27 protein-coding genes are annotated in these 25,602 nt (G+C 72.2%); 9 read left to right on the top strand and 18 right to left on the bottom strand.

Going from position 1 to position 25,602, the window contains the following annotated elements; translation table 11 throughout:
• Positions 1-79 precede the first annotated feature (79 nt).
• The 4 genes from ACT3SP_RS06755 to sucC form a co-directional block, all read right to left on the bottom strand.
• Complete coding sequence (locus ACT3SP_RS06755; protein WP_444586500.1) at positions 80-985, bottom strand: C40 family peptidase; 906 nt, start codon at positions 983-985, stop codon at positions 80-82.
• Between the two features lie 188 nt (positions 986-1,173).
• Positions 1,174-1,893, bottom strand: a complete 720-nt coding sequence (locus ACT3SP_RS06750) for a metal-dependent transcriptional regulator (protein WP_444586499.1) — start codon at positions 1,891-1,893, stop codon at positions 1,174-1,176.
• 320 nt (positions 1,894-2,213) lie between these two features.
• Complete coding sequence (sucD, locus tag ACT3SP_RS06745) at positions 2,214-3,104, bottom strand: succinate--CoA ligase subunit alpha (protein ID WP_444586498.1); 891 nt, start codon at positions 3,102-3,104, stop codon at positions 2,214-2,216.
• A gap of 12 nt (positions 3,105-3,116) precedes the next feature.
• Positions 3,117-4,286: an ADP-forming succinate--CoA ligase subunit beta gene (gene sucC / locus ACT3SP_RS06740; RefSeq protein WP_444586497.1), complete on the bottom strand. Its 1,170-nt coding sequence runs from the start codon at positions 4,284-4,286 to the stop codon at positions 3,117-3,119.
• A gap of 207 nt (positions 4,287-4,493) precedes the next feature.
• Here sucC and ACT3SP_RS06735 point away from each other — a divergent pair, with 207 nt between their 5' ends.
• The 3 genes from ACT3SP_RS06735 to ACT3SP_RS06725 are packed head-to-tail and all read left to right on the top strand — an operon-like array spanning position 4,494 to position 5,805.
• Positions 4,494-4,814, top strand: coding sequence for a hypothetical protein (locus tag ACT3SP_RS06735; protein WP_444586496.1), 321 nt, complete (start codon positions 4,494-4,496; stop codon positions 4,812-4,814).
• 14 nt (positions 4,815-4,828) lie between these two features.
• A complete protein-coding gene (locus ACT3SP_RS06730; RefSeq protein ID WP_444586495.1) occupies positions 4,829-5,353 on the top strand; it encodes a hypothetical protein in 525 nt (174 codons plus the stop codon).
• Positions 5,354-5,388: 35 nt separating this feature from the next.
• Positions 5,389-5,805 carry a VOC family protein gene (locus tag ACT3SP_RS06725; protein WP_444586494.1) on the top strand — a complete coding sequence of 139 codons (417 nt, stop codon included), beginning with the start codon at positions 5,389-5,391 and terminating at the stop codon, positions 5,803-5,805.
• A 118-nt stretch (positions 5,806-5,923) separates the two neighbouring features.
• Here the strand turns inward: ACT3SP_RS06725 and ACT3SP_RS06720 are convergent, their stop codons facing one another.
• Positions 5,924-8,782: a UvrD-helicase domain-containing protein gene (locus ACT3SP_RS06720; protein WP_444586493.1), complete on the bottom strand. Its 2,859-nt coding sequence runs from the start codon at positions 8,780-8,782 to the stop codon at positions 5,924-5,926.
• Between the two features lie 103 nt (positions 8,783-8,885).
• Positions 8,886-9,221: a hypothetical protein gene (locus tag ACT3SP_RS06715; protein ID WP_444586492.1), complete on the bottom strand. Its 336-nt coding sequence runs from the start codon at positions 9,219-9,221 to the stop codon at positions 8,886-8,888.
• 60 nt (positions 9,222-9,281) lie between these two features.
• Here ACT3SP_RS06715 and ACT3SP_RS06710 point away from each other — a divergent pair, with 60 nt between their 5' ends.
• Positions 9,282-10,490, top strand: a complete 1,209-nt coding sequence (locus ACT3SP_RS06710; RefSeq protein WP_444586491.1) for a lysylphosphatidylglycerol synthase domain-containing protein — start codon at positions 9,282-9,284, stop codon at positions 10,488-10,490.
• Between the two features lie 53 nt (positions 10,491-10,543).
• Here the strand turns inward: ACT3SP_RS06710 and ACT3SP_RS06705 are convergent, their stop codons facing one another.
• From ACT3SP_RS06705 to ACT3SP_RS06695, 3 genes are read right to left on the bottom strand one after another with little or no spacing between them, the layout of a single operon-like run.
• Complete coding sequence (locus tag ACT3SP_RS06705; RefSeq protein ID WP_444586490.1) at positions 10,544-11,020, bottom strand: hypothetical protein; 477 nt, start codon at positions 11,018-11,020, stop codon at positions 10,544-10,546.
• Positions 11,017-12,123, bottom strand: a complete 1,107-nt coding sequence (locus ACT3SP_RS06700) for an alpha/beta hydrolase (RefSeq protein ID WP_444586489.1) — start codon at positions 12,121-12,123, stop codon at positions 11,017-11,019. The genes ACT3SP_RS06705 and ACT3SP_RS06700 overlap by 4 nt, the downstream gene beginning before the upstream one ends.
• Positions 12,120-12,338: a BldC family transcriptional regulator gene (locus ACT3SP_RS06695; protein ID WP_444586488.1), complete on the bottom strand. Its 219-nt coding sequence runs from the start codon at positions 12,336-12,338 to the stop codon at positions 12,120-12,122. The genes ACT3SP_RS06700 and ACT3SP_RS06695 overlap by 4 nt, the downstream gene beginning before the upstream one ends.
• Before the next feature lie 315 nt (positions 12,339-12,653).
• Between ACT3SP_RS06695 and ACT3SP_RS06690 the strand changes: the two genes are divergently transcribed.
• Entirely contained in the window at positions 12,654-12,854 is a 201-nt protein-coding gene (locus ACT3SP_RS06690) for a DUF3073 domain-containing protein (RefSeq protein WP_444586487.1), read from the top strand.
• A 110-nt stretch (positions 12,855-12,964) separates the two neighbouring features.
• Here the strand turns inward: ACT3SP_RS06690 and purM are convergent, their stop codons facing one another.
• The 7 genes from purM to ACT3SP_RS06655 form a co-directional block, all read right to left on the bottom strand.
• Positions 12,965-14,113 carry a phosphoribosylformylglycinamidine cyclo-ligase gene (gene purM / locus ACT3SP_RS06685; RefSeq protein WP_444586486.1) on the bottom strand — a complete coding sequence of 383 codons (1,149 nt, stop codon included), beginning with the start codon at positions 14,111-14,113 and terminating at the stop codon, positions 12,965-12,967.
• Positions 14,110-15,600, bottom strand: a complete 1,491-nt coding sequence (purF, locus tag ACT3SP_RS06680) for an amidophosphoribosyltransferase (RefSeq protein WP_444586485.1) — start codon at positions 15,598-15,600, stop codon at positions 14,110-14,112. The genes purM and purF overlap by 4 nt, the downstream gene beginning before the upstream one ends.
• Before the next feature lie 68 nt (positions 15,601-15,668).
• Positions 15,669-16,064: a hypothetical protein gene (locus tag ACT3SP_RS06675; RefSeq protein ID WP_444586484.1), complete on the bottom strand. Its 396-nt coding sequence runs from the start codon at positions 16,062-16,064 to the stop codon at positions 15,669-15,671.
• Positions 16,061-16,858, bottom strand: a complete 798-nt coding sequence (locus ACT3SP_RS06670) for a copper homeostasis protein CutC (RefSeq protein WP_444586483.1) — start codon at positions 16,856-16,858, stop codon at positions 16,061-16,063. Before ACT3SP_RS06670 ends, ACT3SP_RS06675 begins: the two co-directional genes overlap by 4 nt.
• Positions 16,855-17,334: a sterol carrier family protein gene (locus ACT3SP_RS06665; RefSeq protein WP_444586482.1), complete on the bottom strand. Its 480-nt coding sequence runs from the start codon at positions 17,332-17,334 to the stop codon at positions 16,855-16,857. The genes ACT3SP_RS06670 and ACT3SP_RS06665 overlap by 4 nt, the downstream gene beginning before the upstream one ends.
• Positions 17,335-17,338: 4 nt before the next feature.
• On the bottom strand, positions 17,339-18,637 hold the full coding sequence (locus tag ACT3SP_RS06660) for an adenylosuccinate synthase (RefSeq protein ID WP_444586481.1): 1,299 nt from the start codon (positions 18,635-18,637) through the stop codon (positions 17,339-17,341).
• A gap of 229 nt (positions 18,638-18,866) precedes the next feature.
• Positions 18,867-19,292: a DUF3151 domain-containing protein gene (locus ACT3SP_RS06655; protein ID WP_444586480.1), complete on the bottom strand. Its 426-nt coding sequence runs from the start codon at positions 19,290-19,292 to the stop codon at positions 18,867-18,869.
• A 54-nt stretch (positions 19,293-19,346) separates the two neighbouring features.
• On the opposite strand from ACT3SP_RS06655, the gene ACT3SP_RS06650 reads away from it, so the two are divergent.
• Together ACT3SP_RS06650 and dtd are read left to right on the top strand one after the other, a co-directional pair.
• On the top strand, positions 19,347-21,404 hold the full coding sequence (locus ACT3SP_RS06650) for a phosphotransferase (protein ID WP_444586479.1): 2,058 nt from the start codon (positions 19,347-19,349) through the stop codon (positions 21,402-21,404).
• Positions 21,405-21,446: 42 nt separating this feature from the next.
• A complete protein-coding gene (gene dtd, locus ACT3SP_RS06645; protein WP_444586478.1) occupies positions 21,447-21,872 on the top strand; it encodes a D-aminoacyl-tRNA deacylase in 426 nt (141 codons plus the stop codon).
• Between the two features lie 58 nt (positions 21,873-21,930).
• Here the strand turns inward: dtd and ACT3SP_RS06640 are convergent, their stop codons facing one another.
• Entirely contained in the window at positions 21,931-22,668 is a 738-nt protein-coding gene (locus tag ACT3SP_RS06640) for an HAD hydrolase-like protein (RefSeq protein WP_444586477.1), read from the bottom strand.
• 159 nt (positions 22,669-22,827) lie between these two features.
• Between ACT3SP_RS06640 and ACT3SP_RS06635 the strand changes: the two genes are divergently transcribed.
• A complete protein-coding gene (locus ACT3SP_RS06635) occupies positions 22,828-23,574 on the top strand; it encodes a phosphoglyceromutase (protein WP_444586476.1) in 747 nt (248 codons plus the stop codon).
• A 135-nt stretch (positions 23,575-23,709) separates the two neighbouring features.
• The gene (locus ACT3SP_RS06630) at positions 23,710-24,750 is read left to right on the top strand and encodes an acyltransferase domain-containing protein (protein WP_444586475.1); all 1,041 of its coding nucleotides are present in this window, start codon (positions 23,710-23,712) and stop codon (positions 24,748-24,750) included.
• Positions 24,751-24,778: 28 nt separating this feature from the next.
• Here the strand turns inward: ACT3SP_RS06630 and ACT3SP_RS06625 are convergent, their stop codons facing one another.
• The gene (locus tag ACT3SP_RS06625; RefSeq protein WP_444586474.1) at positions 24,779-25,435 is read right to left on the bottom strand and encodes a TetR/AcrR family transcriptional regulator; all 657 of its coding nucleotides are present in this window, start codon (positions 25,433-25,435) and stop codon (positions 24,779-24,781) included.
• Between the last annotated feature and the right edge of the window lie 167 nt (positions 25,436-25,602).

The following is a 25,602-nucleotide window of genomic DNA, read 5'->3' as shown; positions in this document are numbered from 1 at the left end:
CGGGCGGGAGGGCGGATCGTTCCTGGAACGGGACCGGCCCCGCACCACGAGGTGGTGCGGGGCCGGTGGGCACGGGGACTCAGCCGATGCGGACGAAGGTCCAGTTGCCGGAGTAGATGTTGCGCTCGGAGGTGCCGACGCGGCTGTTGCCCGCATCGACGAACTGGTTGCCGCCGGCGTAGATGCCGATGTGGCCGGGCTTCCAGACCAGGTCGCCGGGCTGCGCCTCGGAGCGCGGGATGACGGTGCCGGCAGCGGCCTGCGCGTCCGCACCGCGGGGCAGCGAGACTCCGTGCTGCGAGTAGACCCACTGGACGAAGCCGGAGCAGTCCCAGCCCGACGGGGAGGTGCCGCCGAAGACGTAGGGGGTGCCGATGCCGGAGCGGGCGGTGGCGAGGACGGAGCCGCCCTGGGTCGCCGAGGGCGCCGGAGAGGACTCCTCCTGGCTCTCCTCCTGCGAGGAGTCCTCGTTGCTGGAGCGCTCCTCGGAGCGGGAGGAGCCGCTGTCCTCGCGGGTCTCGGTCTGCTCGTCGGCGGACTCCTCGGTGGTCTCCTGCGAAGAGGCCTCCTGCTCGTCGTTCTCCTGCTCGGCAGCCTCCTGCTCGGCGGCCTCCCGCTCGGCCGCCTCCTGCTCCTCGGCCTCGCGCTGGGCGGCCTCGGCGGCGGCGATCTCCTCTTCCGTGGGACCGACCTCGACGGAGATGGTGCCGGGAGCGGGGGCGAGCTCGGGGGCGTCGTCCTCCTCGGCGAGCTCGGCGGCGGGGATGCCGACGGCGGGAGCAGCAGCGGGGGCCAGCAGGGCGGGGGCCGCCTCGGCCTGCGGAGCCTGCGGGGCGTCGGCCTGGGGCTCCGCGGTGGCGGCGGCAGCTCCGCCGAACAGCATCGCAGCGGCCATGGCGGCGCCGGCACCGGCACGGCCGGCACGGGACACGGGGGTCACCGTGCGCATGGCGCGGCGGTGGGTGTGGTTCGCAGTCTTCGACACGTATGGCTCCCAGCCCCCGGGCACAGCCCTCGCGCAGTGGACGTCTCGCCTCCCGCACCGGTGCGCGACGGGGCTCTCCGGGGGGAATGCCCGGACTCTTGTCGCCTGGGCACGCCCTCGACAGTAGGCGGGAGCACCCCGAGTCGTCAGGGTGACTGGAACCTTCTGGGAAGAGCTTGACGTGCCCTTTACCCGGCTGCGTACGGGGTCACGTGGAGCTGATCCGCGACGACGTCGGACACTGCGACCTCACCCTGCTCGGGGCCGCGCAGCACGATGCTGGACCCGACCCGCTCGGCATCCAGGTCAGCACCGGGAACCATGCCGTGACGTGCGAGATCGCCGAGGAGATCGACGTCGCTCTGAACCCGCTCGCCGATCCGCTCGAGGCGCACCCGGAGGCTCTCGCCGTCGGCGATCACCTCACTGAGCTCACGGACCGGGTTGGAGTCGTCTTTACCCTCGGACGTGGCCTGGGTCTCATCGATCCCGAGGGCCGCGAGACCGGGGATCGGGTTGCCGTAGGGGTCCACGTAGGGGGGAGCGATCTGCTGGGCGAGGCGCTTCTCGACCTCGAGGCTCATGACATGCTCCCAGCGGCAGGCCTCCTCGTGGACATGGGCGTAATCCAGCCCGATCACGTCCAGCAGATGCCGCTCGGCCAGGCGGTGCTTGCGCATCACGTCCGTGGCGACCGCGGTGCCCTCGGCGGTGAGTCGGATCCGACGCTGGTCGTCCAGGTGCAGGAGACCGTCGCGCTCCATGCGGGCGACGGTCTGGGAGACCGTGGGGCCCGAGTGGCCGAGCCGTTCGGCGATCCGCGCCCGCATCGGCGCGATCCCCGACTCATGGAGCTCGAACACCGTCTTCAGGTACATCTCGGTGGTGTCGATGAGATCTCCGGACACGGGGTCTCCTCCATCAGTCGTCGCGGCGCGGTCCCTCCTAGCTTAGTCGGCGCGCCGACCTCCCGCGCACGATTCAGCCGCGAGCACGACGCCCCGCGGACCACCGGGCGTGTCACGGTGCGGGGCACGGAGCGGGCACACGCCCCCCTCCTCGCGGCACGCAGGAGCGCCCGCCTCCTCCCTGGGGAGGAGACGGGCGCTCACAGCACGTCGATCAGCCCTGCCTACCCGCTGATCTCCTGCCGTTCGTACCTCACAGCACGTCGATCAGCCCTGCCTACCCGCTGATCTCCTGCCGTTCGTACCTCACAGCACGTCGATCAGCCCTGCGCGGCGATGATCTCGCGCATCAGATCAGCCGTCTCGGTGGGCGTCTTGCCCACCTTGACGCCGGCGGCCTCGAGGGCCTCCTTCTTGGCCTGGGCGGTGCCCGCGGAGCCGGAGACGATGGCGCCGGCGTGGCCCATGGTCTTGCCCTCGGGCGCGGTGAAGCCCGCGACGTAGCCGACGACCGGCTTGGTCACGTTGGCCTTGATGTACTCCGCGGCGCGCTCCTCGGCGTCGCCGCCGATCTCGCCGATCATCACGACGCCCACGGTGTCGGGATCGTTCTCGAACGCCTCGAGGGCGTCGATGTGGGTGGTGCCGATGACCGGGTCGCCGCCGATGCCGATGGCGGTGGTGAAGCCGATGTCGGAGAGCTCGAACATCATCTGGTAGGTCAGCGTGCCGGACTTGGAGACCAGGCCCAGCTTGCCCGCACCGGTGATGTTCGACGGGGTGATGCCCGCGTTGGACTTCCCGGGGCTGATCAGGCCCGGGCAGTTCGGCCCGATGATGCGGGTGGTTCCCTTGGTCTGCGAGTAGTTGAAGAACTCGGCGGAATCCTTGACAGGGATGCCCTCGGTGATGATCACCAGGAGCGGGATCTCGGCATCGATCGCCTCGATCGCGGCGCTCTTGGCGAACTTCGGCGGCACGAAGACGACCGACACGTTCGCACCGGTGGCCTCCATGGCCTCGGCGACGGTCCCGTACACCGGAACCTCCTGGCCGCCCTCGAAGGCGACCGACTGGCCGGCCTTGCGGGGGTTCACGCCGCCGACGATGTTCGTGCCCGAGTCGAGCATGCGCTGGGAGTGCTTCATGCCCTCCGAGCCCGTCATGCCCTGGACGATGACCTTGCTGTTCTCATCGAGAAAGATAGACATGTCGGGTGCTGCTCACTTTCCTGCGGCGGCGAGCTCGGCGACCTTCGCGGCGCCGCCGTCCATGGTGTCGGCCTGAGTGACGAGGGGATGGGCGAAGTCCGCGAGGATCTTCCGACCCTCCTCGACGTTGTTGCCGTCGAGACGGACCACGAGGGGCTTCGAGGCGGTGTCGCCCAGCTTCTTCAGGGCGCCGACGATGCCGTTGGCGACCGCATCGCACGCGGTGATGCCCCCGAAGACGTTCACGAACACGGCGGAGACCTGCTCGTCGCCGAGGATGACGTCGAGGCCGTTGGCCATCACCTCGGCGGAGGCGCCGCCGCCGATGTCGAGGAAGTTCGCGGGCTTGACGCCGTGCTGCTCCCCCGCGTACGCGACCACGTCGAGGGTGGACATGACCAGACCCGCGCCGTTGCCGATGATGCCGACCTCGCCGTCGAGCTTGACGTAGTTCAGATCCAACGCCTTGGCCTTGGTCTCCAGCGGGTCCTCGGAGGTGACGTCGACCAGCTCGGCGTGGTCCTCGTGGCGGAACCCGGCGTTGTCATCCAGGGTGATCTTGCCGTCGAGGGCGACGACGTCACCGGCTCCGGTCTTGACCAGCGGGTTGACCTCGACCAGAGTCGCGTCCTCCTCGCGGTAGACGTCCCAGAGCTTCTGCAGCACGGGGGCGACCTTCGCGCCGGTCTCGGCGTCGAACTTCGCGGTCTCGACGATCTCCTTCGCCTTGGCCTCGTCGATCCCGACATTGGGGTCGACCGAGACGCGGGCGAGGGCCTCGGGGCGCTCGACGGCGAGCTGCTCGATCTCCATGCCGCCCTCGACCGAGCACATGGCCAGGTAGTTGCGGTTCGCACGGTCCAGCAGGAGCGAGAAGTAGTACTCCTCGGCGATGTCGGCACCGGCCGCGATCATGACGCGGTGGACGGTGTGTCCCTTGATGTCCATGCCGAGGATCTCGGAGGCCTTCTGCTCCGCCTCCTCGGGGGACTTGGCGATCTTGACGCCGCCGGCCTTGCCGCGGCCACCGGTCTTCACCTGGGCCTTGACGACGACGACCGGGGTGCCGAGCTGCTCGGCACCTGCCTTGGCGGCTGCCGGATCCTCCGCGACGACTCCTCCGAGCACGGGCACGCCGTGCTTCTCGAAGAGATCGCGGGCCTGGTACTCATACAGGTCCACGGGGTGCATTTCCTCTCGATGTCGGCAGTGGGCGGCAGGCCGCACTGGCCTCGATGCCACCCCTGGGAACATCGCAAGGGTATCGCCTCAGCGCCGGTGAGCCGTCCATCGGGGCGACTGTGCGGGGAGTCTCACTGACGCGGCGAGATCGTGAGCGCTCCCCGTCACACCGGGCGCGCACCCAGGCGGGCGGTCTACGATGATCCGATGAGTCGTCGTCCCCGCAGCCTGGCCCAGCGAGTGCGCGACCACATCGGCTTCAGCGTGGTCGCGATCGGTGTGGTGTTCATCGTGCTGCGCCTGCTGGGCGTGCGGTCGACCTTCGCCGGATTCGCCTTCTCCGTCGCCATCACGCTGGCCCTGAACATCGGGCTGTCCTACTACAACGACCACCGCGCGAAGAATCCCCGGCCGCGGCGCGAGGTCCGCGGCGGCGGTGACATCCGCTACCGCGAGGACGACCGCTCCAGGGACGACCGCGGCAGGGACGACCGCCCGGTGCGGCAGCACCGGGGCGAGGACCGCTGAGGCGAGGAGACGCCATGGCCGATTGGAAGACCTACGCGAAGGCGGCGCGCAACACCGCCCGCAAGCAGGCCCCCGAGGCGCGCGCCGCCGCCCGTCGCACCTCCGACCGTGCGAGCGGCTACGTCCGCGCGGCCGGGAAGGCGATCGACGAGGGCCGACGGGAGGACGGCGGACGGGAGGACGAGCGACGGGACGAGGACTCGCCCCGGACGGACACCGCCGCGCGGCCGGCGCGGGACGGGGACAGGCTGCGCAAGGACGCCGCCGCCTATTACACGGTGGCGAAGCGGCGCGCGGACTCGGCGAACATCGGCCCGCGGATCATGCGGGCCCTGCGCGACGCCCTGCTGATCGGGCTCTCCCTGTTCGTGATCTGGGGCGTGCTCGCCGCCGCCGGTGTCCCGATCCCGTTCACCACGGTCCTGATCATCGTCGCGGCCATCGTGGCCCTCAGCTTCGGCGGCGGGCTGTACGCGCAGTGGAAGCGGACCCGCGAGGCGCAGGAACAGGCCCGGGACCGAGTCGAGGACCAGGTCTGAGGTCGAGACCGAGAACGGAGACGAGACACATCGCGATGACCCCCGCGCCTCCCCGCTCCGGCCTGCACCACCTCGAGCTCTGGACAGCCGACCTCGGTGTCTCCGGGCCCGCCTGGGACTGGCTGCTGACCACCCTCGGCTGGCGCGCGGAGCGCGTTCCGGGCTGGGATCTGGGCCGCATCTGGCGCCACGCCGACGACTCCTACCTGGTCCTCGAGCAGTCCTCGGACGTGCTCGGCACCCGCTCGCCGAGGTGCTCGCCGGGCATGAACCACCTCGCGCTGCGGGTGGCGGACCGCAGTGCGCTCGAGACCGTCCGGGAGGCCGCACCGGCTCACGGCTGGCACGAGCTCTTCGGCGATCTCTACCCGCACGCGGGCGGTGAGGACCATGTCGCCTGGTACGGCGAGGATCCCGAGGGCATCGAGGTCGAGCTCGTCGTCAGCCCCTGATCGCCCCCGCCGTCAGCGACTGATCGCCTTCGCCGTCCACGTCTGATCGCGCTCGCCGTCAGCGCTCGATCGCGTTCTCCGCCCGCCCGGCCCGTGCTCACCGACGCCCGAGCTCCCCTCAGAGCTTCGTGACCGCCGCATACCTCAGCACCAGGCGCTTCGTGCCGTGGGGGGCCTTGAACTGCACCTCGATCTGGGTCCGCTCCCCCTGCCCGGCCACCTCGGTGACGGTTCCCATGCCGAAGGAGTCATGCGTGATCCTGTCGCCCGCCGCGAGCTGCGGGAGCTTGTCCGCGGGCGTGGCCTTGCGGCCCGTGCCCATGCTGGGCCGCTTGACGTCCCGTCGCCCGCCGCCGATGCCGCCGCTGAAGGACGGACCGCGGCCGCCGCCCGAGCCGGCCGCGCGATAGCCGCCGTCGAAGCCGCTCGCCCCGACGCCGTACCCCGCTCCGCTGAGGGTGGAGCCGGCGCGGGCCACGTCCAGCACGCTCTCCGGCACTTCGTCGAGGAAGCGGCTGGCGGGCATGAACTGCGACTGGCCCCAGGTCGAGCGCATCTGCGCTCGCGTGAGGTACAGCTTCTCGCGGGCGCGGGTGATGCCCACGTAGGCCAGGCGCCGCTCCTCCTCGAGCTCCTCGGGATCTCCCAGGGTGCGGTTGTGAGGGAAGGTGCCATCCTCCATCCCGGTGAGGAACACCACCGGGAACTCGAGTCCCTTGGCGGTGTGCAGGGTCATCAGGGTGACGAACTGGTCCTCCGCGCCGGGGATCTGATCGGCGTCCGCGACCAGCGAGACCTTCTCCAGGAAGCGGTCCACGAGGCTCGCCTCGGGGTCGTCCGGCGCGCTCAGCGCAGCATCCGGGGCGAGGTCCTCCCCGGGCGCGGTCTGACCGACCGGTCCCTGCTCGCCGCCGCTCCCGGGCTCCGCCGACGACGCCGCCCCGTCGGCCCCGCCCGCTCCCTCGGACTCGTCCCCCTCCTCGGCCTCGCTCGCCACCGCGTCGGCCTCCTCGGCCTGCGCCTCGAAGTCGGCGGCGACGGAGATCAGCTCGGCGAGGTTCTCCAGGCGCGACTCGTCCTGCGGGTCATCGCTGCCCTGCAGCTCGGCGTCGTAGCCGGAGCGCTGGAGGATCGCCTCGAGCAGCTCTGCGGGGCGGGCGCCCTGCTCGGCGAGCTCCTGCAGGTCCTCGAGCATCGACACGAAGGTCCGCACGGCATTCAGCGATCGGGTGGCGATCCCCGGGGCCTCCTCGGCCCGGCGCAGCGCCTCGCCGAAGCTGATCCGCTCTCGTTCGGCGAGCATCGCGATCGTGGCCTCCGCACGGTCCCCGATGCCGCGCTTGGGGACGTTCAGGATGCGGCGCAGGTTGATCTCGTCGGCCGGGTTGGCGAGCACCTGCAGATAGGCGATCGCGTCCTTGATCTCGCGCCGCTCATAGAAGCGGGTGCCGCCGACCACCCGATAGGGCAGGCCGACGCGGATCAGCTGATCCTCCAGCGCCCGCGACTGGGCGTTGGCGCGGTAGAAGATCGCGATGTCGCCGGCGCTGCGGCCGTCGTCCACCAGGGCGTCGATCTGGCGACCGATGTAGCGGGCCTCCGCCCTCTCGTCGTCCGCGACGTAGAGAGTGATCTGCTCGCCCTCGCCCTGATCGGTCCACAGATTCTTCTTGCGCCGGCCCGCGTTCTCCTCGATGACCGAGTTCGCGGCGGTGAGGATGTTCTGGGTGGAGCGGTAGTTCTGCTCGAGCACGATGGTCCGCGCCGAGGGGAAGTCCTGCTCGAACTCCACGATGTTGCGGATCGTCGCCCCGCGGAACGCGTAGATCGACTGATCGGAGTCGCCCACCACGGTGAGGTCGGCGCGAGGGTCCTCCCCCACCAGCTCCCGCACCAGCTGGTACTGGGCGGTGTTGGTGTCCTGGTACTCGTCCACCAGCAGGTGGCGGAAGCGGCGGCGATACCCCTCGCGGATCGCCGGGTTCTCGCGCAGCAGGGTGACGGTCAGGCCGATGAGGTCGTCGAAGTCCACTGCATTGGCCTGGCGCAGCCGTTCGGTGTAGTTCGTGTAGATCCGCGACAGGGTCCTCTCGAAGGGGTTCTTCGCGCTCTCGGCCTGGTCCGCGAAGTCGATCGGGTCCACCAGATCGTTCTTGAGCGTGGAGATCCTCGAGGCCAGCGCACGCGGCGCGTGCTTCTTGGTGTCCAGCTCGAGGTCCTTGGCGATCGTGGTGATCAGCCGCAGCGAGTCGGCGCTGTCGTAGATGGTGAAGGAGCTCTTCAGGCCGGCCGCGGCCGCGTCTCGCCGCAGGATCCGCACGCAGGCGCTGTGAAAGGTCGAGACCCACATGCTCCGCGCCACCGGACCCACCAGCTCGCCGACGCGCTCGCGCATCTCGGCGGCGGCCTTGTTGGTGAAGGTGATCGCGAGGATCTCACCGGGCAGCGCCTCGCCGGAGCGGAGCAGGTGCGCGATCCGACGGGTCAGCACGCGGGTCTTGCCGGAACCGGCGCCGGCGACGATCAGCAGCGGGCTGCCGCGGTGCTCGACGGCCTCGCGCTGGGCCGGGTTCAGCCCCTCGATGAGCTCGGTGAGACCCGGGGCCTCCGACGCGGCGCGGGCGGGCCGGCCCCATCCGGTGTCCTCGCCGTCCCGGCGCTCGGCCGGATGCGGGGAGGCGTCGTGGCCCGCCGGCGGCTGCGGCACCGCCCCGTCGTCGAACGGGGGCTCCTCGTCGAAGGGAGGCTCCTCGTCGAAGGGCGGCTCCTCGTCGATCGGGGGCTCCTCGTCGAAAGGCGGCTCGAGGTCGGCGGGCGACTCGTCGTCCCGCGGGGACGGCGGCGCGCTCCGCGCCCCCTCCTCGGAGCGTCCACGGCCTCCTGTGCGCTCCTCCCCTGGCCGGACAGGGGTCACCGCGACGCCGTCGAGGCGGCGGAACGCGTCGGGCAGGGAGAGGTCGTCGAAGAGTGAGCTCATGAGGGCTCCAGGATAGGCACGGGGCCCGACAGCACGGATGCTGTCGGGCCCTGTGTGGACGGATCGGGCGTGGGCAGGACCACTTGCGGCGTGCGCTGCCCGCTCAGACGAGGACGGCCACGAAGATGTTCACGATGATCGCGGTCGGGATGCCGAACCACACCGGCGAGGGGGTGTCGGCGCCCTTGCGGTCCGCGATGTAGGCGAGCAGCACGGCGACGAGCGCGACCACCAGCTTGATGCCGAGCTTCATGTGGTTCGGGTCGCCGGCGATCGAGACCAGCGCCGCCAGGACGATGCCGAGCACGAGGGCTCCCGCGGCGGCGTGCGCCATGCCCTTGTTCGGCTGTCGGGTACGAGCAGCTGCCACCCAGGTGCCGAGCGCCACGGCCCAGCAGATCATGTGCAGCACGACGAGAAGGGAGATCAGAAAGGACATGACACGATGTTATCTCCCTGCCCTGGGAGGCGCCTGCTCACACCGTGCGAGAATCACCGCATGTCAGAGGCACCCGACGGCTCCCCCGCCTCCCCGGATCACGCATCCGGCCCGCGCCGCGGCGCCCCCGGCCCCGCCGATCACCGCCCCGGAGAGCACGGCGCCGGGGGCCTCGACCGCGCCGGGCACCGGGCGACGCCGAGCGACGCCTCCCTCCCGGAGGGCGTCGGCTGGCTGCCCGAGGACCTGGCCGAGCTCGGCGCCGAGGCCCCGCCGCGCCTCTCCCCCGGCCGGATCACGGCGGGGATCCTCTCCGCGGGCCTGGTGGTCGCCCTTCTCGCCTGGGCGCTCCCCTGGGCGACCGGGGCGAGCTGGACGCAGATCGGCGGCACCCTCGGGGCGCTGCCGCCGTGGTCGCTGCCCGCGATGGTGCTGCTCGGGCTCGGGGCCCTGCTGCTCGAGTCGGTGACGGTGCGCGCGGCCCTGCCCGGATCGCGCTGGCGATCGGCGCTGCTCGGCCACACCGCCTCCGGGGCGACGGCGCTGGCAGTGCCCGGAGGCAGCGTCCTGGGTCTCGGGCTGATGGCCTGGATCCTGCGCCGTGCAGGTCTCGCGCTCCCGCTGATCCTCACCGGCATCGTCGCCGCCTCGCTCGTGGAGATGGTGATCACCTCGGTGCTGGTGCCGCTGCTCGGCCTCTCCTCCTATGCGCTCAGCGCGTCCCTCGCCCCGACCGGCGTCACGCTTCCCGGCGCCCTGTGGGCCGCGCTGCTCGCGCTCGTCGGCGCCGTGATCGCCCTGGCGCTGACCGCCGTTCTGCTGCGTCGACCGGTGCTCTCAGGTCTGCTCACCCAGTTCGGCGGGGCCGTCCCCGATCACGTCGCCCGGGGGATCCTCGTCCAGCGCGATGCGCTCGTGGACATGCTCCGGCGTCGTCCGGTGCCGCTCGTTCTGCCGACGCTCGGCGCCCGCGTGCTGCAGTGGGCCGCTCTGGTGCTGGCCGTGCAGGCCGTCGGCGCCGAGGTGCCGCTGCTGCTGACCATCGCGATCTTCGCCCTGGGCAGGGTGCTCTCCCTGGTTCCGCTGACCCCGGGCGGGGCCGGGATCACCGAGACCGTGGGGGCGGCGGCGCTGGTGGCGCTCGGCGTCTCCTCGCCCGATGCCGCCGCGGCGATGCTGCTGCTGATGGTGGCGATGCTGCTGGTCCCGCTGCTGGTCGGGGCGCTCTCGGCCGTGGTGTCGCTCAGCGCCCGGCCGACGGCGCGATAGGACGCCAGCCGACGGCGCGACAGGGCGCTCGCGGCTCCTCGGCGCCGACGCCGTCAGTCCGTCTCGTCGTAGGCGGGAGTGTCGATGCCGAGCGTGTGCGAGGGATGGGCGAGCAGCCCCTCCTCGTCTCCGGGGAGCAGGGGGAACCCGCCGATGCTGGCGCCGTGACGGCCGCCGACGAAGGCGGCGACGTCCTCGACATGGAGACGGGCCTCGTCGCCACGCCCCAGGAACCCGGCACCGGCGTAGCCGCCCATGCGACGCCCGCTGCGGCGCTCGGCGATCAGCGCCGCCTCGTCGAGCCGCTTGGCCGCGGCCCTCAGCCCGCTCGCGAGGCGGCCCAGCTCGGGATACTCCGACTGCGTCCAGCGGTCATGGAGCCGCTCTCCCAGCTCCCTGGTCCCAGGATGCACCGACCGGGAGGCGTCCACGAGGACGTGGGAGAGGCGCAGCCGCAGGAGCGTCAGGCGATCCGCGGCACGACGCAGGGCCGCGGCCTGTCCTCGCAGCCGGTGCGGGTCAGGGGTCATGGGGTCTCCTCTCCCGCGACGTCCAGGGATGCCGGGGCTCCCGGGCCGAGCGTCTCGGGGACGTCGGGCTGCTTCATCGTAGGCGGTGGCATGAACGACTGCTCCAGCCAGTCGTCCAGCAGGTCCACGGCCCGTGCACGCACGTCCGCGTCGGAGAGGAAGACGTCATGGCGGGCACCGTCGAGGGCTTCGATCCGCACCTCCGGCCCGAGACGCGCGGCGGCCGCGGCCAGGGTGCGCACGTTCAGCACGGAGTCCGCGCGGCGCATCTCCTCGGTGAACCGCGGGCTGATCCGGGAGCGCGCCGAGTGCAGGACGAGCACAGGGATGTCCAGCGGACCCGCGGCGGCGAGACGCCGCTGACCGTCGATGATCGCACCGAGGGTGACGGCCGGGAAGGGATGCCCGCCCGGCGGCTTCAGGGCGAGGTCGTAGTCGTAGGACCCCCCGAAGTCGCGGTGAGTGGCACGGGCGTAGTGATCGCTGCCCATCGGGAAGATGGGCCGCTGGCCCAGCCGCTCCGCGAGCATCCGCACGGGCGCGTCCGCGAGCGCTCGGGTGACCGGGCCCAGGTGCATCTCCAGCCAGGGCGAGTTCAGCGCCAGCCCTCGCACCGTCCGCGGATGCCTCTGGGCCCACAGCGCGGCGGTGAGACCGCCGGTGGAGTGCGCGAGCATGACCGGTGGGCGATCCCGTCCGATGATCCGCAGGGCGGCACCGATCTCGGCGTCGTAGCGGCTGAGGTGGTCGATCTCGGTGGGGGTCTGGCCCGGAAGGATGCTGCGGCCGTGCTTGCGCAGGTCGAGCCCCCAGACGTCGTGCCCGCGACGTCCCAGGTGCTCCATCAGGTCGCGGTCGAACACGTAGTCCGACCATCCGTGCATGAGCAGGACCGGTGGTCGGTGGGGCACTCCCCCGCCGTCGGTCGCCGCCGCTGCGGGGTCCGACGGCGTGGGATCCGACGGCGGGGGATCCGACGGCGGGGGATCCGACGGTGCGGGGTCGCGATGGATGAGGGTCGCGACCAACGGCCCTTCGTCGTCGGCGCCGAGCTCGATCCGATGCGTCGAGTAGCCCGCGCCCAGGATGCGGTCGGTGCTCACACGTCCTTGGAGCTGTCGCGCAGCAGCTCGACGACCTCGTCGCGGCGGTACCGGCGGTGGCCGCCCAGGGTGCGCATGTACGTGAGCTTGCCCGCCTGCGCCCATCGCGTGACGGTCTTGGGATCGACGTGGAACATCTTCGCCACCTCGGCCGGGGTCAGCAGCTCCGTGGCGTCCTCGTCGCCCGCGGGGTGTTGCTCCGTGGATGCGTTCATGGGGCGTGCGACCTTTCAGTGCGGCGTCGGGGGAGCGCGCGATCAGGCATGGGGAGACCGTGCGGGCACCGGGCTCCAGACTAGTCGGTAGGTTGCCGTGTCAGGTAAACATCTGCCCCGCGTCGGACCAAGATCATGACCGATCCGCCCTGATCCGTGCCCTGCGGCCTGCAGTCCCGAAGCGATGTCCGGCACGTCTCACCCCTCGGAGTTCGCCGCAGCACAGGGGGACCATGTACCCTGAGCTTCCGAAACTAATGCCATCTTCCGGGTCCACAAGAACGCCCGGCAGCCGACGCACAGGGGGTCAGATCCATGGGTCGCGGCCGACAGAAAGCCAAGCACACCAAGGTGGCACGGGACCTCAAGTACTACAGCCCGCCGACGGACCTCACCGCACTGCAGCGCGAGCTGCAGTCCCAGCGGGGCGAGAACGCCTCCGCGAACGGCGACGACCGGACCGAGGACAGCGACGACTGGGCCGACGAGGACGCTCCGTCCGCGCACCGCCGCTGAGGACGCACCGGCGCGCGCGCCGAGGACCACCGTGACACTGCTCGAGGGCCGACCTGCGGGTCGGCCCTCGAGCTGTGTCGGGACACTTCTGGTGTCGGGGCGGGCGGGCGTCAGGACCAGCCGGGGTGCTGTCCCGCGAGCAGGACCGATCCGCCCTCGACGCCCTTGGCGCCGGCGACCACGTGCTCCAGCGGTGCGCCCGGCTCGGGCAGCGAGTCCTCCCCCACGACCTCCCCGATCACCCGGGCGCCGAGGCCGCGCTCGGCCAGCAGTGCGAGGACGGCGTCCGCCTTCTCGGCCTCGACCAGCGCGACCATGCCGATGCCCATGTTCAGGGTGCCCTCGAGGTCCAGCTGCGGCACTGAACCCCAGCGCGCGACGCGGGAGAAGACCGCGCCCGGCTCCCAGCGCGAGCGGTCCAGGCGCGCGGCGAGACCGTGCGGCATCACCCGGGCGAGGTTCGCCGCGAGGCCGCCGCCGGTGACGTGGCTGAGGGCGTGGACGGCGCCGGCGGTGCCCGGGTCCTGCAGCACGGCCAGCAGGTCCGCGGTGTAGATCCGCGTCGGCTCGAGGATCTCCTCGCCGAGGGTGCGGCCGAAGTCCTCGATCCGCGCATCGAGGGAGAGGTCCGCGGCGTCGAGGACGGCACGCACCAGGGAATACCCGTTGGAGTGCAGACCGGAGGCGTCCATCCCGATCACCACGTCGCCGTGGCGCACGCGCTCGGGGCCCAGCAGCTCGTCGGCCTCGACCACGCCGACCGCGGCGCCCGCCACGTCGTAGTCCTCGGGGGCCATGAGGCCCGGGTGCTCGGCCGTCTCGCCGCCCACCAGGGCGCAGCCGGCGAGCCGGCATCCCTCGGCGATGCCGCGCACGATGTCCGCGATCCGCTCGGGCACCACCGTCCCGCAGGCGATGTAGTCGGTCATGGCCAGCGGAGCCGCGCCGACCACGATGATGTCGTCGACGACCATGCCCACCAGGTCACGACCGATCGTGTCGTGGATGTCCATCTCGCGGGCGATCGCGATCTTGGTCCCCACGCCATCGGTGGAGGAGGCCAGCAGCGGACGGCGGTAGGCCTTCAACGCGCTGACGTCGACCAGCCCTGCGAAGGCGCCGATCCCGCCGAGGACCTGCGGGCCGTGGGTGGCGGCGACCGCCTCCTTCATCAGCTCGACGGCGCGGTCTCCGGCGGCGGTGTCCACGCCGGATCCGGCGTAGGTGATCGCGGAGGAGCGGGGGTCCGTGGTGTTCATGCGTCCTTCCCGACGACGGCGGGCTCGGCGTCACGAGCCTGGAGGATGCCCTGGGCCCGGGCGACCGGCTCCGGCAGGGGGACCGGGTACTTCCCGGAGAAGCAGGCGGTGCACAGGGTCTCCTCGGGCTGCTCGGTCGCGGCGATCATCCCCTGCTCGGAGATGTAGCCGAGGGAGTCCGCGCCGAGCGAGCGCGCGATCTCCTCGATGCCCAGACCGTTGGCGATCAGCTCCGCCCGGGAGGCGAAGTCGATGCCGTAGAAGCAGGGCCAGCGCACCGGCGGGGAGGAGATCCGCACGTGCACCTCGGCGGCGCCGGCCTCCCTCAGCATCCGCACCACGGCCCGCTGGGTGTTCCCGCGCACGATCGAGTCGTCGATCACCACCAGGCGCTTGCCGGCGATGACCTCCTTGAGCGGGTTGAGCTTGAGGCGGATGCCGAGCTGGCGGATGGTCTGGCTGGGCTGGATGAAGGTGCGGCCCACATAGGCGTTCTTCACCATCCCCTGGCCGTAGGGGATCCCGGACTCCTGGGCGTAGCCGATCGCCGCCGGGGTGCCGGACTCCGGAGTGGGGATCACCAGATCGGCCTCGACCGGGTGCTCGCGGGCGAGCTGGCGGCCCATCTCGGCCCGCGATTCGTTGACGCTGCGCCCGGCGATGCGGGTGTCGGGGCGGGCGAGGTAGACGTACTCGAACACGCAGCCCTTGGGCTCCGGCGGCATCACCTGCTCACAGCGCAGACCCTGCTCGTCGATGACGATCATCTCGCCGGGGGCGACCTCCCTCACGAAGCTCGCGCCGCAGATGTCCAGCGCCGCGGTCTCCGAGGCGACCACCCAGCCGCGCTCGAGACGGCCCAGCACCAGGGGGCGGATCCCCTGGGGGTCGCGCGCCGCGTACAGGGTGGTCTCGTCCATCAGCGTGAAGCAGTAGGCGCCGCGCAGGTGAGGCATCAGCTCCCGCAGCGAGTCCTCGAGCGGTCCCTCGGAGTTCAGCAGCGCCGTGACCAGGGCGGTGTCCGTGGTGTTGCCACGGGCGAGCTCCCCGGACCGAGGGGTGCCCTGGCGCTCGTCGACGAGATCCAGCAGCTCCTCGGTGTTGATGAGGTTGCCGTTGTGGGCCAGCGCCACGGTCCCCTCCGGGCGGGGCCCGAGGGTGGGCTGCGCGTTGGACCAGACGGAGCCGCCGGTGGTCGAGTAGCGGGTGTGTCCGATCGCGATGTGCCCCTGCAGCGTGCCCAGGGACGACTCGTCGAAGACCTGGGAGACCAGGCCCATGTCCTTGTAGACCAGGATCTGGGAGCCGTCGCTGGTCGCGATGCCCGCGGACTCCTGGCCGCGATGCTGCAGGGCGTAGAGACCGTAGTAGGTCAGTTTGGAGACGTCCTCTCCGGGGGCGAAGACGCCGAAGACCCCGCAGGCGTCCTGCGGGCCCTTCTCCCCGGGGAGCAGGTCATGGGAGAGTTTTCCGTCACCGCGTGCCACCTGTCCATAGTGCCACAGGCCCTCGCCCTGCCGGGGAACGGTCCGCTGTGGGATCAGCCGCTCCGGGGTCAGCGACGTCGATCACGGCGACCGCGGTGGCGCAGCGCGTCCACGAAGCAGGCGATCGCGGCCAGCGGGAGCCCGACGAACAGGCCGGCGGTCATGGCGAAGCTGAGCACTCCGCTGAGGTCCGCGATGTCGAGGAAGGGCGCGATGAGCAGAGCGACCACGGTCGGCACGGCGAGCGCCAGCGCGACCCAGAAGGCGAGGGCGGGGGTACGACTGCGGCGCACGTAGATGCTGGTCTCGCCGGTCTCGCGGCTCTCGACGGTGCCGGCGCTGTCGCCGGTCTCGAGGGTCTCGGCGCTGCCAGGGGTCTCGGCGCTGTCGGGGGTCTCGGCGCTGTCGGGGTTCTCGGCGCTGTCAGGGGTCTCGACGTTCTCGGGGGCGTTCACAGTGCTCACAGTTCTCCAGCGGCATCGACCGCCGCGGCGACGATCGCCGGGTCGGTGCGGGTCTCGGGGGCGTCGGCCTCGACGGGAGCTCCGGCGCGGCGGGAAGCGGACAGGTGCAGGTCACCGACCCCGGTGCGGCGCACGAGATCGACGACGTCGGCAGGACGGACCCCGCCCCCGGCGCACACGTCCATGAGGTCCTCGGAGGCCTCGACCATGGCGGCGAGGTCCTCGGCGCCGTCCAGCGCGCGGGCGGCGCCTCCGGAGCTGAGGACGCGGTGGATCCCGAGGCCGAGCAGCGTCCGCATGGCCTCGACGCGGTCGGCGCGGGTCGCCATCGCGTCCAGGGCGCGGTGGACGGTGAGGGTCACGCCGCGCAGCGCGTCGCTCCCCGCGCCCAGGGCGCCGTCGCGGATCGTCTCGATCGCCGGGAGGTCCAGCTCCCCGGAGGGGGTCAGAGCCCCGAGCACCACGCCGGCGGCTCCCGCGCCGACGGACTCCGCGGCCTGCCGGGCCATCAGCGCGATCTCCTCCGTCGAGTACGCGAACTCCTGGGGATGATCCAGGAAGTCCCCGCGCTCTGCTCGGGAGCGGATCAGCACGTGCACGTCGAAACGGGGCTTCGCGTCGCGGGCGGCGACCAGGGCGGCGGCGCGTCGTGCGCACTGCTCGACCAGGTCGGGCGACGGCGTGAGCCCTCCGCGGGAGAGGTCCGTGCACAGCTCGACCCGATCGGCTCCGGCCTGCGCGGCGACCTCGAGCCCGGCGAGGTCCTCGACGGCGATCTCGACGGCGACGCTCATCGGCCACCCTCCTGTCGGTCCTGTCGGTCCTGTCGGTCCTGTCGGTCCTGTCCGTCCTGTCCGTCCTGGTGGCCCGCCGGATCGGCGTCGCGCCGCGCTGTGCGCACGAGGCGGCGCGGTCCGGGCAGGGGCAGGTGCTCATGCAGGTCGCTGCGCTCACCGCTGGCGCGCACGCGCCCGTCGGCCACCGCGGTCTCCCACTCCAGGTCCCCGGCGACCAGTGACAGCCAGGTCGCGGCGTCGGTCTCGACCACGGCCGGCGGGGTGCCGCGGGTGTGCCGGGTGCCGGCGATCGCCTGGACCGCGGCGTAGGGAGGGACGCGCAGCTCCACGGCCCCGCCGGGGAACTCCTCCGCGAACATCTCCAGGGTGTGACGGACCGCCGGAGCGAGGACAGAGCGGCCGGCGCCGTCCGGAGCGGTCGCCCAGGCGGCCAGGGCGCCGCGCCCCGCCTCGGGATCGGTGCGACGGGTCACCACGTCAGTCGGTCGCCCCGGGGAGCAGATCGTGGACGGCGATGGTGTCGGACCGGTCCGGACCGACGCCGATCGCGCTGATCCGGCAGCCGGCGAGCTCCTCGAGACGCAGCACGTAACTGCGCGCGTTCTCGGGCAGCTCCTCGAAGGTCCGCGCCTCGGAGAGGTCCTCGGTCCAGCCGGGGAGGGTCTCGTAGACCGGGGTCGCGTGGTGGAAGTCGGTCTGCGTCATCGGCATCTCGCGGTGGATCGTGCCGTCCACGTCGTAGCCGGTGCAGATGGGGACCTCGTCGATGCCGGTGAGCACGTCGAGCTTGGTCAGCACGATGTCGGTGAAGCCGTTGATGCGCACGGCGTGGCGGATCATCAGCGCGTCGTACCAGCCGCAGCGGCGCGGGCGACCGGTGTTCACGCCGACCTCGCCGCCCACCTTCTGCAGGTACTCGCCCCACTTGTCCTCGAGCTCGGTGGGGAACGGGCCGGCGCCCACGCGAGTGGTGTAGGCCTTGACGATCCCGATCACGCTGTCGACCCGCGTGGGGCCGATGCCGGTGCCCGTGCAGGCGCCGCCCGCGGTGGGGTTGGAGCTGGTCACGAAGGGATAGGTGCCGTGGTCGACGTCCAGGAACGTGGCCTGCCCGCCCTCCATGAGCACCACCTCGTCGCGGTCCAGGGCGTCGTTCAGCAGCACCGTGGTGTCGACGACCATCGGGCGCAGCCGCTCCGCGTACGACAGCAGGGTCTCGACGGTCTCGTCGACCTCGACGTCGCGGCGGTTGTAGATCTTGACCAGCACCTCGTTCTTCTGGCGCAGGGCGCCTTCGACCTTCTGGCGCAGGATCGAGGCGTCGAAGAGGTCCTGGACGCGGATGCCGAGGCGGCCGATCTTGTCCATGTAGGCCGGGCCGATGCCGCGACCGGTGGTGCCGATCGCCCGCTTGCCCAGGAAGCGCTCGGTGACCTTGTCCAAGGTCTGGTGGTAGGGGGCCACGACGTGGGCGTTGGCACTGATCCGCAGGCGGGAGGTGTCCACGCCGCGGGCCTCGAGCACCCCGATCTCCTCGAAGAGGGCCTCGAGGTTGACCACCACGCCGTTGCCGATCACCGGGGTCACCTGCGGGGAGAGGATCCCTGCGGGGAGCAGCTTGAGCTCGAACTTCTCCCCGTCGACGACCACGGTGTGGCCGGCGTTGTTGCCTCCGTTGGGCTTGACGACGTAGTCGACGCGCTCACCGAGGAGGTCGGTGGCCTTGCCCTTCCCCTCGTCGCCCCACTGGGCTCCGACGATCACGACGGCGGGCATGGCAACTCCTGGGCAGGCTGGACAGGTCGCGTGGATCGTACCAACCGGTGCTGGGTCGCCGACGTGCCCGGCCGCAGGCGGTGAAAAGCCTCATGCCCCGGGGACCGCACCCGCTGCCTCGGCCCGACACGCCGCCCTGACCCACCGGCGCGGGAGAGGAGCCCCCCACCCGCGCAGGAGCGGGAGCGGGCAGAGAGGCGAGCTCGGTGCGCGGGGCGCCGGCGTGAGATCAGCCCAGCAGCGTCGGGTCGGCCTCGCGCAGGAAGTCGGTGACGCGGTCCGCCTCGGTCTGGTCGCCGAGTCGCTTGGAGGTCTCCCCCAGCATGGCGAGAGCGCGCAGGAAGCCGCGGTTCGGGGCGTGGGCGGCAGGGATGGGACCCTGGCCCCGCCAGCCGGCGCGGCGCAGGGCATCGAGCCCGCGGTGGTAGCCGGTGCGGGCGTACGCGTAGGCGGCGACCACGTCGCCGTCCTCGAGCGCATCCTGGGCGAGCGTGGCCCAGGCCAGGGGCGAGTCGAGGTGGCGGGCCGCGATGTCGGCGGGCTCTCCCTCGACCAGCTCCTCGGCCACCTGCACGTCCACGAAGTCGTCGGGCAGTCGGGTCTCCGGGATGCCGAGCAGGTTCCCGCTGGTGAGGTTATCGGTACGATCAGCCATGAAAGCATCGTAGGCGGTGCCGCCCGATGACCTCATGATCAGATTGAATCGCCCATGTCACACACGCAGGACGGCTCCGAGCTCCTCACCGGGCCCGGCGCAGGAGGACTCCTCCGCTCGGCCGTCGGCAACTCCGGCGGCGTGCTGCACAGCTGGCAGCTCGATCACGTCGATCATCGTCCGGGCCGCAGCACCAAGGCGCTCTACCGCACGATGGTCGCGTGGCCCGAGCTCGACGGCCCGCAGGCCCCGGCGCGGGAGGAGCTCTTCGGGGCGAGCGCCCACATCGGGGAGCGCGAGAAGAACCTCTACGTCGCCGAGCAGACCCTGGTGATGACCGACGGGGACATCAATGTGCGTGTCTGGCGCTACCCCCACGATCCGTGGCTGCCGATGCTGCCCCAGGTCTGCTACCCGGACATCGTCGGCCGCACGCTGCACGACCTCGGCGTGACCCTGGGGGCCGACCCCTCGGAGCCGATCGCGATCGACGTCGTCTCCTACCGTCCCGGGCGCCGCGCCGTGCTGCGCGCCTCGCAGGGTGAGAGTGCCGTGTACCTCAAGGTGATGCAGCCCCATCGCAGCGGCGAGATCGTGGATCGCCACCAGCGTCTGCTCGCCGCCGGGGTGCCGGTGCCCGAGGTGATCGCCCACCACGACGGGCTGGTCGTGCTCGCGGAGCTGCCCGGTCGGCCGCTGTCCCGCGCCGTCATCGACGAGGGCGTGGAGTCCTGCCGCGCCGAGGACCTGGTGGCCCTGCTCGACCGCCTGCCGGCCTCGATGTACTCGCTGCCGCTGCGCGCGCCGTGGACCGACTCCGTCGAGTTCTACGCCGGGATCGTCAGCTCCTCGGTCCCCTCGCTCGGTCCGCGCCTGGACGCCCTGGTGCGGGCGATCCGGGACGGGCTGGCCGATCTCGAACGGCGCATGGACATGCGTCCGCACGACGTGGTGCACGGGGACTTCTACGAGGCCCAGGTCTTCGTGCAGGACGGCAAGGTGGTCGGGGTCCTGGACATCGACACCGTCGGCCCCGGCCGCCGCGCCGACGACCTGGCCTGTCTCCTCGCCCATCTCAGCGTCCTGGCCGACTACGGCAACGCGGGGCGGATCGAGCGCTCGATGCAGGAGCGGGTCGAGACGGCGATCCACAGCTGGCACGACACCTTCGTCGAGCGGGTGGATCCCACCGAGCTCGCGCTGCGCTCCGCCGGGGTGGTCCTCTCCCTGGCCACCGGCCCGCATCGGCAGCAGGAAGCGGCCTGGGAGGCGGCCACCGAGGCGATCGTGCGGGTCGCCGAGGAATGGGTCGCCGAGGCGCGACGGTCGGCGGCCCGCCGCCACGAGGCGACCGCGGCCCGGGAGGCGACGGGAGTCCGCTCCCCCGGCGCCGCCGCCGGCGGGACGACGCCGACCGGACAGCGGCCCGCCGACGCGCTCCCCCCGACCCAGGGGCCGACGGGAGTGCGCCAGGTGCCCGCGCAGCGCTCGGTGCCGCCGGTGCAGCGGACCGGGCCCGGTCCGTCGGTCGCTCCGGCGCACGACGCTCCTGCTCCCGCCCAACGGTCGGGGCCGCCGCGCAGCTCGGACGCCCAGCGCTCCGGTCCGTGGCAGCAGTCGGCGCCGGCGCAGCACTCCGCACCGACCCAGCAGCGAGCGCCGGTCCAGCAGCAAGCAGGGGTCCAGCAGCAAGCGGGTGTCCAGCGCTCGGCGTCGGCACCGCACGAGGCACCGGCCCCACAGCACGCACCGGTCCCGCACGCCGCCTCGGCGCCGCAGCAGGCGTCGGCTCCGCAGCAGGCGTCGGCTCCGCAGCAGGCGTCGGCTCCGCAGTCGGCCCCCGCGCCGTACTCGGCACCGCCCGAGCACACCGCTCCCCCGACGCAGCAGTCGGCGACGCAGCGGCCAGGACAGCCGGGACAGACACAGCAGTCAGGGCCGCAGCCACCGGCAGCCCAGCACCAGGGGACGCAGCACGGGGCGTCCGACGAGCCGACGCCGACGACGCAGCCGCTGCCGCCGCAGGGAGCGCCCGGCGCAGCGCGCCCTGGGGACGACGGCGACGACTCCCCCACTCAGGAGCGCAGGATCGATCAGGTCCTGCCGCGCTGAGGCGCGAGGCTGCACCCCTGCCTGCTGTGCCACCATCGGGGCATGCGTGCAGTGCTCCAGAGAGTCGACGGTGCCCAGGTCGAGGTCGAGGGCGAGGTGGTCGGCGCCGTCGAGGGCGAAGGGCTGCTCGCCCTGGTCGGCGTGACCCACGAGGACGGCCCCGACCAGGTGGCCGTCCTCGCGCGCAAGATCTGCGAGCTGCGCATCCTCGAGGGCGAGCGCTCGGTGCTCGATGCCGGAGCGCAGGTCCTCGTCGTCTCCCAGTTCACGCTCTACGGCGAGACCCGCAGGGGACGGCGTCCCTCGTGGAGCGCCGCCGCCCCCGGCCCGGTCGCGGAGCCGCTCGTCGAGCAGGTCGTGGAGGCGATCCGCGCCCGCGGCGTCACCGTGGGGACCGGGCGCTTCGGCGCGCACATGCGGGTGGGCCTGACCAACGACGGCCCCTTCACGGTGCTCGTCGAGGCCTGATCGGCGCAGGAACCAGGCACAGGAACCGGGCGCAGGAGCCGGGCGCTGGGACAGCGCCTCAGCGCAGCAGCATGGCGGCGAGCTCGTCGACGGTGGCGGCGAACGGCAGATCGGCCGTGCGCTCCGGCGCGCCGCCGTATCCCCATCCCACCAGGACGGCGGGCAGCCCGTGCGCCGCAGCGCCCTCGGCGTCGTGCAGCCGGTCACCGACCATCACAGCCCGGGCGGGCGCCGCGCGGCCGGCCCTCGCGCCGCTCTCAGCTCCAGCGTCCTCGTCCAGCCCGTCGGCCGCCGGGACCCCCAGTCGCTGCAGGACGCTGCCGATCACCGCCGTCTTGTCGGTGCGACCGACGGTCCTGTCGGTGCCGCCGATCAGCGCGAAGCGGTCGGCGAGGCCCTGATGCTCCAGGAGCCGACGGGCGGTGGTCTCGAGCTTGTTGGTCGCGACCGCCACCGTGCGCCCCGCCGCGGTGAGCGCCTCGACCAGGTCGGTGACGCCCGGATAGGGGGTGGCGGTGTGGACGCCGGCTGCCCGGTAGCGCTCGACGTAGACCCGGCGGAGCTGCTCGGAGCGGTGCTCGCTCAGGCCGAGCGTGTCGCGGAAGGAGTCCTCCAGCGGCGGGCCGAGGAAGGTGCGCAGCACGGACTGCGGGGGCAGGGGCTCGCCGCACTCGGCGAAGGCCTCGGCGAGGGCGTCGAGGATCCCGGGGCCGGAATCCACGATGGTGCCGTCGAGGTCGAGGAGGACAACGGGGATCTCGGCGAGATCCCCAGGGGCGGAGGCAGGAGCGCTCATGACCGAGACGGTACCGGCGCCGGGCCCTCGCCCGGGCTCCGTCTCGGGGCGGGATCCTCGGGCGGCTCCGACGCCGGGCGGCACCTCCGGCCCTCCCGTGCGCCGCGGCGCGGATGAGCCGGACATGCATGCCGCGACGCGCCCGCGTACGCTGGGGCCATGACCTACACACTCGTGCTGCTCCGCCACGGCGAGAGCGACTGGAACGCGAAGAACCTGTTCACCGGCTGGGTCGACGTGGCCCTCACCGAGAAGGGCCGCCAGGAGGCCACGGAGGGCGGTGACCTCCTCAAGGAGGCCGGCATCCTGCCCGACGTCGTGCACACCTCGCTGCAGCGCCGCGCCATCATGACCGCGAACCTCGCGCTGGACGCCGCGGACCGCCACTGGATCCCCGTCAAGCGCGACTGGCGCCTCAACGAGCGCCACTACGGCGCACTGCAGGGCATGGACAAGGCCGAGATCCGTGAGAAGTACGGCGAGGAGCAGTTCATGGCCTGGCGCCGCTCCTACGACACCCCGCCGCCCGAGATCGAGTTCGGCTCCGAGTTCTCCCAGGACCAGGACCCGCAGTACGCGGACCTCGGTGAGCAGCTGCCGAAGTCCGAGTGCCTCAAGGACGTCGTCGAGCGCTTCCTCCCCTACTGGGAGGAGGGCGTCAAGCCCGACCTCGTCGAGGCCAAGGTCGTGCTGATCGCCGCGCACGGCAACTCGCTGCGCGCGCTCGTGAAGTACCTCGACGGCATCTCCGACGAGGAGATCTCCGGGCTCAACATCCCCACCGGCCAGCCGCTCGTCTACGAGCTCGACGAGAGCTTCCGGCCCGTGGAAGCAGGCGGGCGCTACCTCGACCCGGTCGCCGCGAAGGCCGCCGCCGAGGCCGTCGCCAACCAGGGCAAGAAGTGATCTGACCTCCGACCCTCGACGGCGCCCCCGCCCAGCGGCGGGGGCGCCGTCGTGCGCGGAGTCCACGGGCCCCGACCCGGGGACCGCCGCGGCGCGGCCCACATCCGTCAGCCGCGGGGCGCTACCGTGAGCCGTATGACAGAGCGCCGTGCCGACCCGTTCGAGATCCTCGGCGACCCGCCGGTCGCCGTCCGCGCCCAGGAGGAGCTCGCCGCGGCCGACGTCGCTGCCATGCTGACCGCCCCCTCCCGCGCCGCCCTGTTCGACCTGCTCGGCATCACCGGGGTCGACGCGGCCGAGCTGGCCCCGCTCGCGGACGCCGCGACGGAGGACGCCGAGCTGCTCGCCGAGGTCACGACGATCGCGAACTCGCTGCGGTCGGCGGCGGGCCTCGAGACCCCGGCCGCCGACCTGGATGCGCACAAGGAGCGGCACGACGCCCTCCAGCAGCGCCTGGCCCCCGGCGAGGGGCTCCTGCCGATCCTCGGCTTCCTCGTGTCCACCGCGACGGCACGGGCCTGGCACGCCGCGCGAGGGCTCGAGGAGACGTCCTCCTGGCACGTGCTGGCCGACCTCGGACAGCAGATGCGCGTGCACCGTGCGGGCACGGACCTCCTGGGCCTGCACCAGCTGAACTGGGTGGCCTCCAACTGGGCCGGCCGCCTGGTGCATCTGGGACGCCTGCAGTTCGACATCGGCCGACGACGCCTCGCACGGCTTGAGCAGGGCGCCGAGCGCACCGCGCAGGACGAACCCCGGCGCTGGGTGATCGGCACCCACATCCCCGCCACCGGACCGCTGGATCCCGCCTCCGTCGAGGAGTCCTTCGCCGCGGCGACCACGTACTTCACCCGGCACTACGCGGATCTCGGCGCGGACCGCTCCGCGCGGGAGCCGCGCTTCGGCCACGAGTTCGTGTGCGACTCCTGGCTGCTCAGCGACGAGTTCCCCGAGATCGTCGGCGCGGAGTCCAACCTCGCCCGGTTCGCCGGTCTCTGGGAACGCATCGGCACCGATCCCGACGGCGCCGACGGCGCGCTCTTCTTCGTCTTCGGCAGGCGCCCGCCGGTGGACCCGGCCGCGCTGCCCCGGCGCACACGGCTCGAGGAAGCGGTCGCCGAGCGCCTGGCCGACGGCCGCGGCTGGACCAGCGGGAGCGGCCGCCTGCTGCGCTGACGGGTCAGGGCTGACGGGGCAGGTCAGGTCAGAAGAGAGTCTCGCCCGCGTCGTAGCGGTCCAGCACGTCGTCGAACGCCGTTCCGAGGTCGATCCCGCGCGCCATCGAGACGGAGTACGCGGTGCGCGTGATCGCGAAGCCGATCTGCACGGCGAGCATCGCGCGCTCGTGCGCATCCTCCCCCTCGTAGGCCTCGGTGAGCGCCTCGACCATCTCCGTCTGCACCGAGAGCAGGTTCCCCGCGGAGAGGGAGTGCAGCTTCGGCTCCTTGGCCATGACCTTCTTCTTGAGATCCCTCAGCTCCGGGTCGAAGGGCGCGGCGGAGATCGCCTCCCTCAGCACCAGGCGCAGCGCCTGCTGGGGGCCCACCTCCTCGATCCGGTGGCGCAGCCCGTCGGCGACGTCCGCGTCACCGGCGCTGAGCACCCCGAGGATCGCGGACTCCTTGGTGGACCAGTGGTTGAAGAAGGTGCGGGTGGAGACCCCGGCACGCTGGGCGATCGCCTCCGCGGTGACGCCGCCGAGCCCGTGCTCGTGGACGAGCTCGAGGGCGGCGCGGTGCATGGCGATGCGGGACTGGCGCTTCTTCTTCTCGCGCAGCCCCTCTGTCCGGTCGGTCTCGGCGCGGTCCGCCCCAGCACGGTCGGTCCCGGTCAGCTCGGTCTCGGTCAGCTCGTCGTTCACGGACCCATCGTAGGTCCGACAGATCACAAAATCTGCACTCAGTGCAATAGTGCATTCACTGCACCGCTTGGATAGAGTGATCCGGTCGAGCCCACTGGCGTGCTGCGGCCCTCGGACGCCTCCCGGCGCCCGCCGACACCGTTCCGTCCCCGCAACTCTCATCCGAG

Source organism: Brachybacterium sp. AOP43-C2-M15 (assembly GCF_052446295.1).
Classification (GTDB): domain Bacteria; phylum Actinomycetota; class Actinomycetes; order Actinomycetales; family Dermabacteraceae; genus Brachybacterium.
The sequence above is the reverse complement of the archived record's forward strand: the minus strand, read 5'-3'. Positions and strand labels throughout refer to the sequence as shown.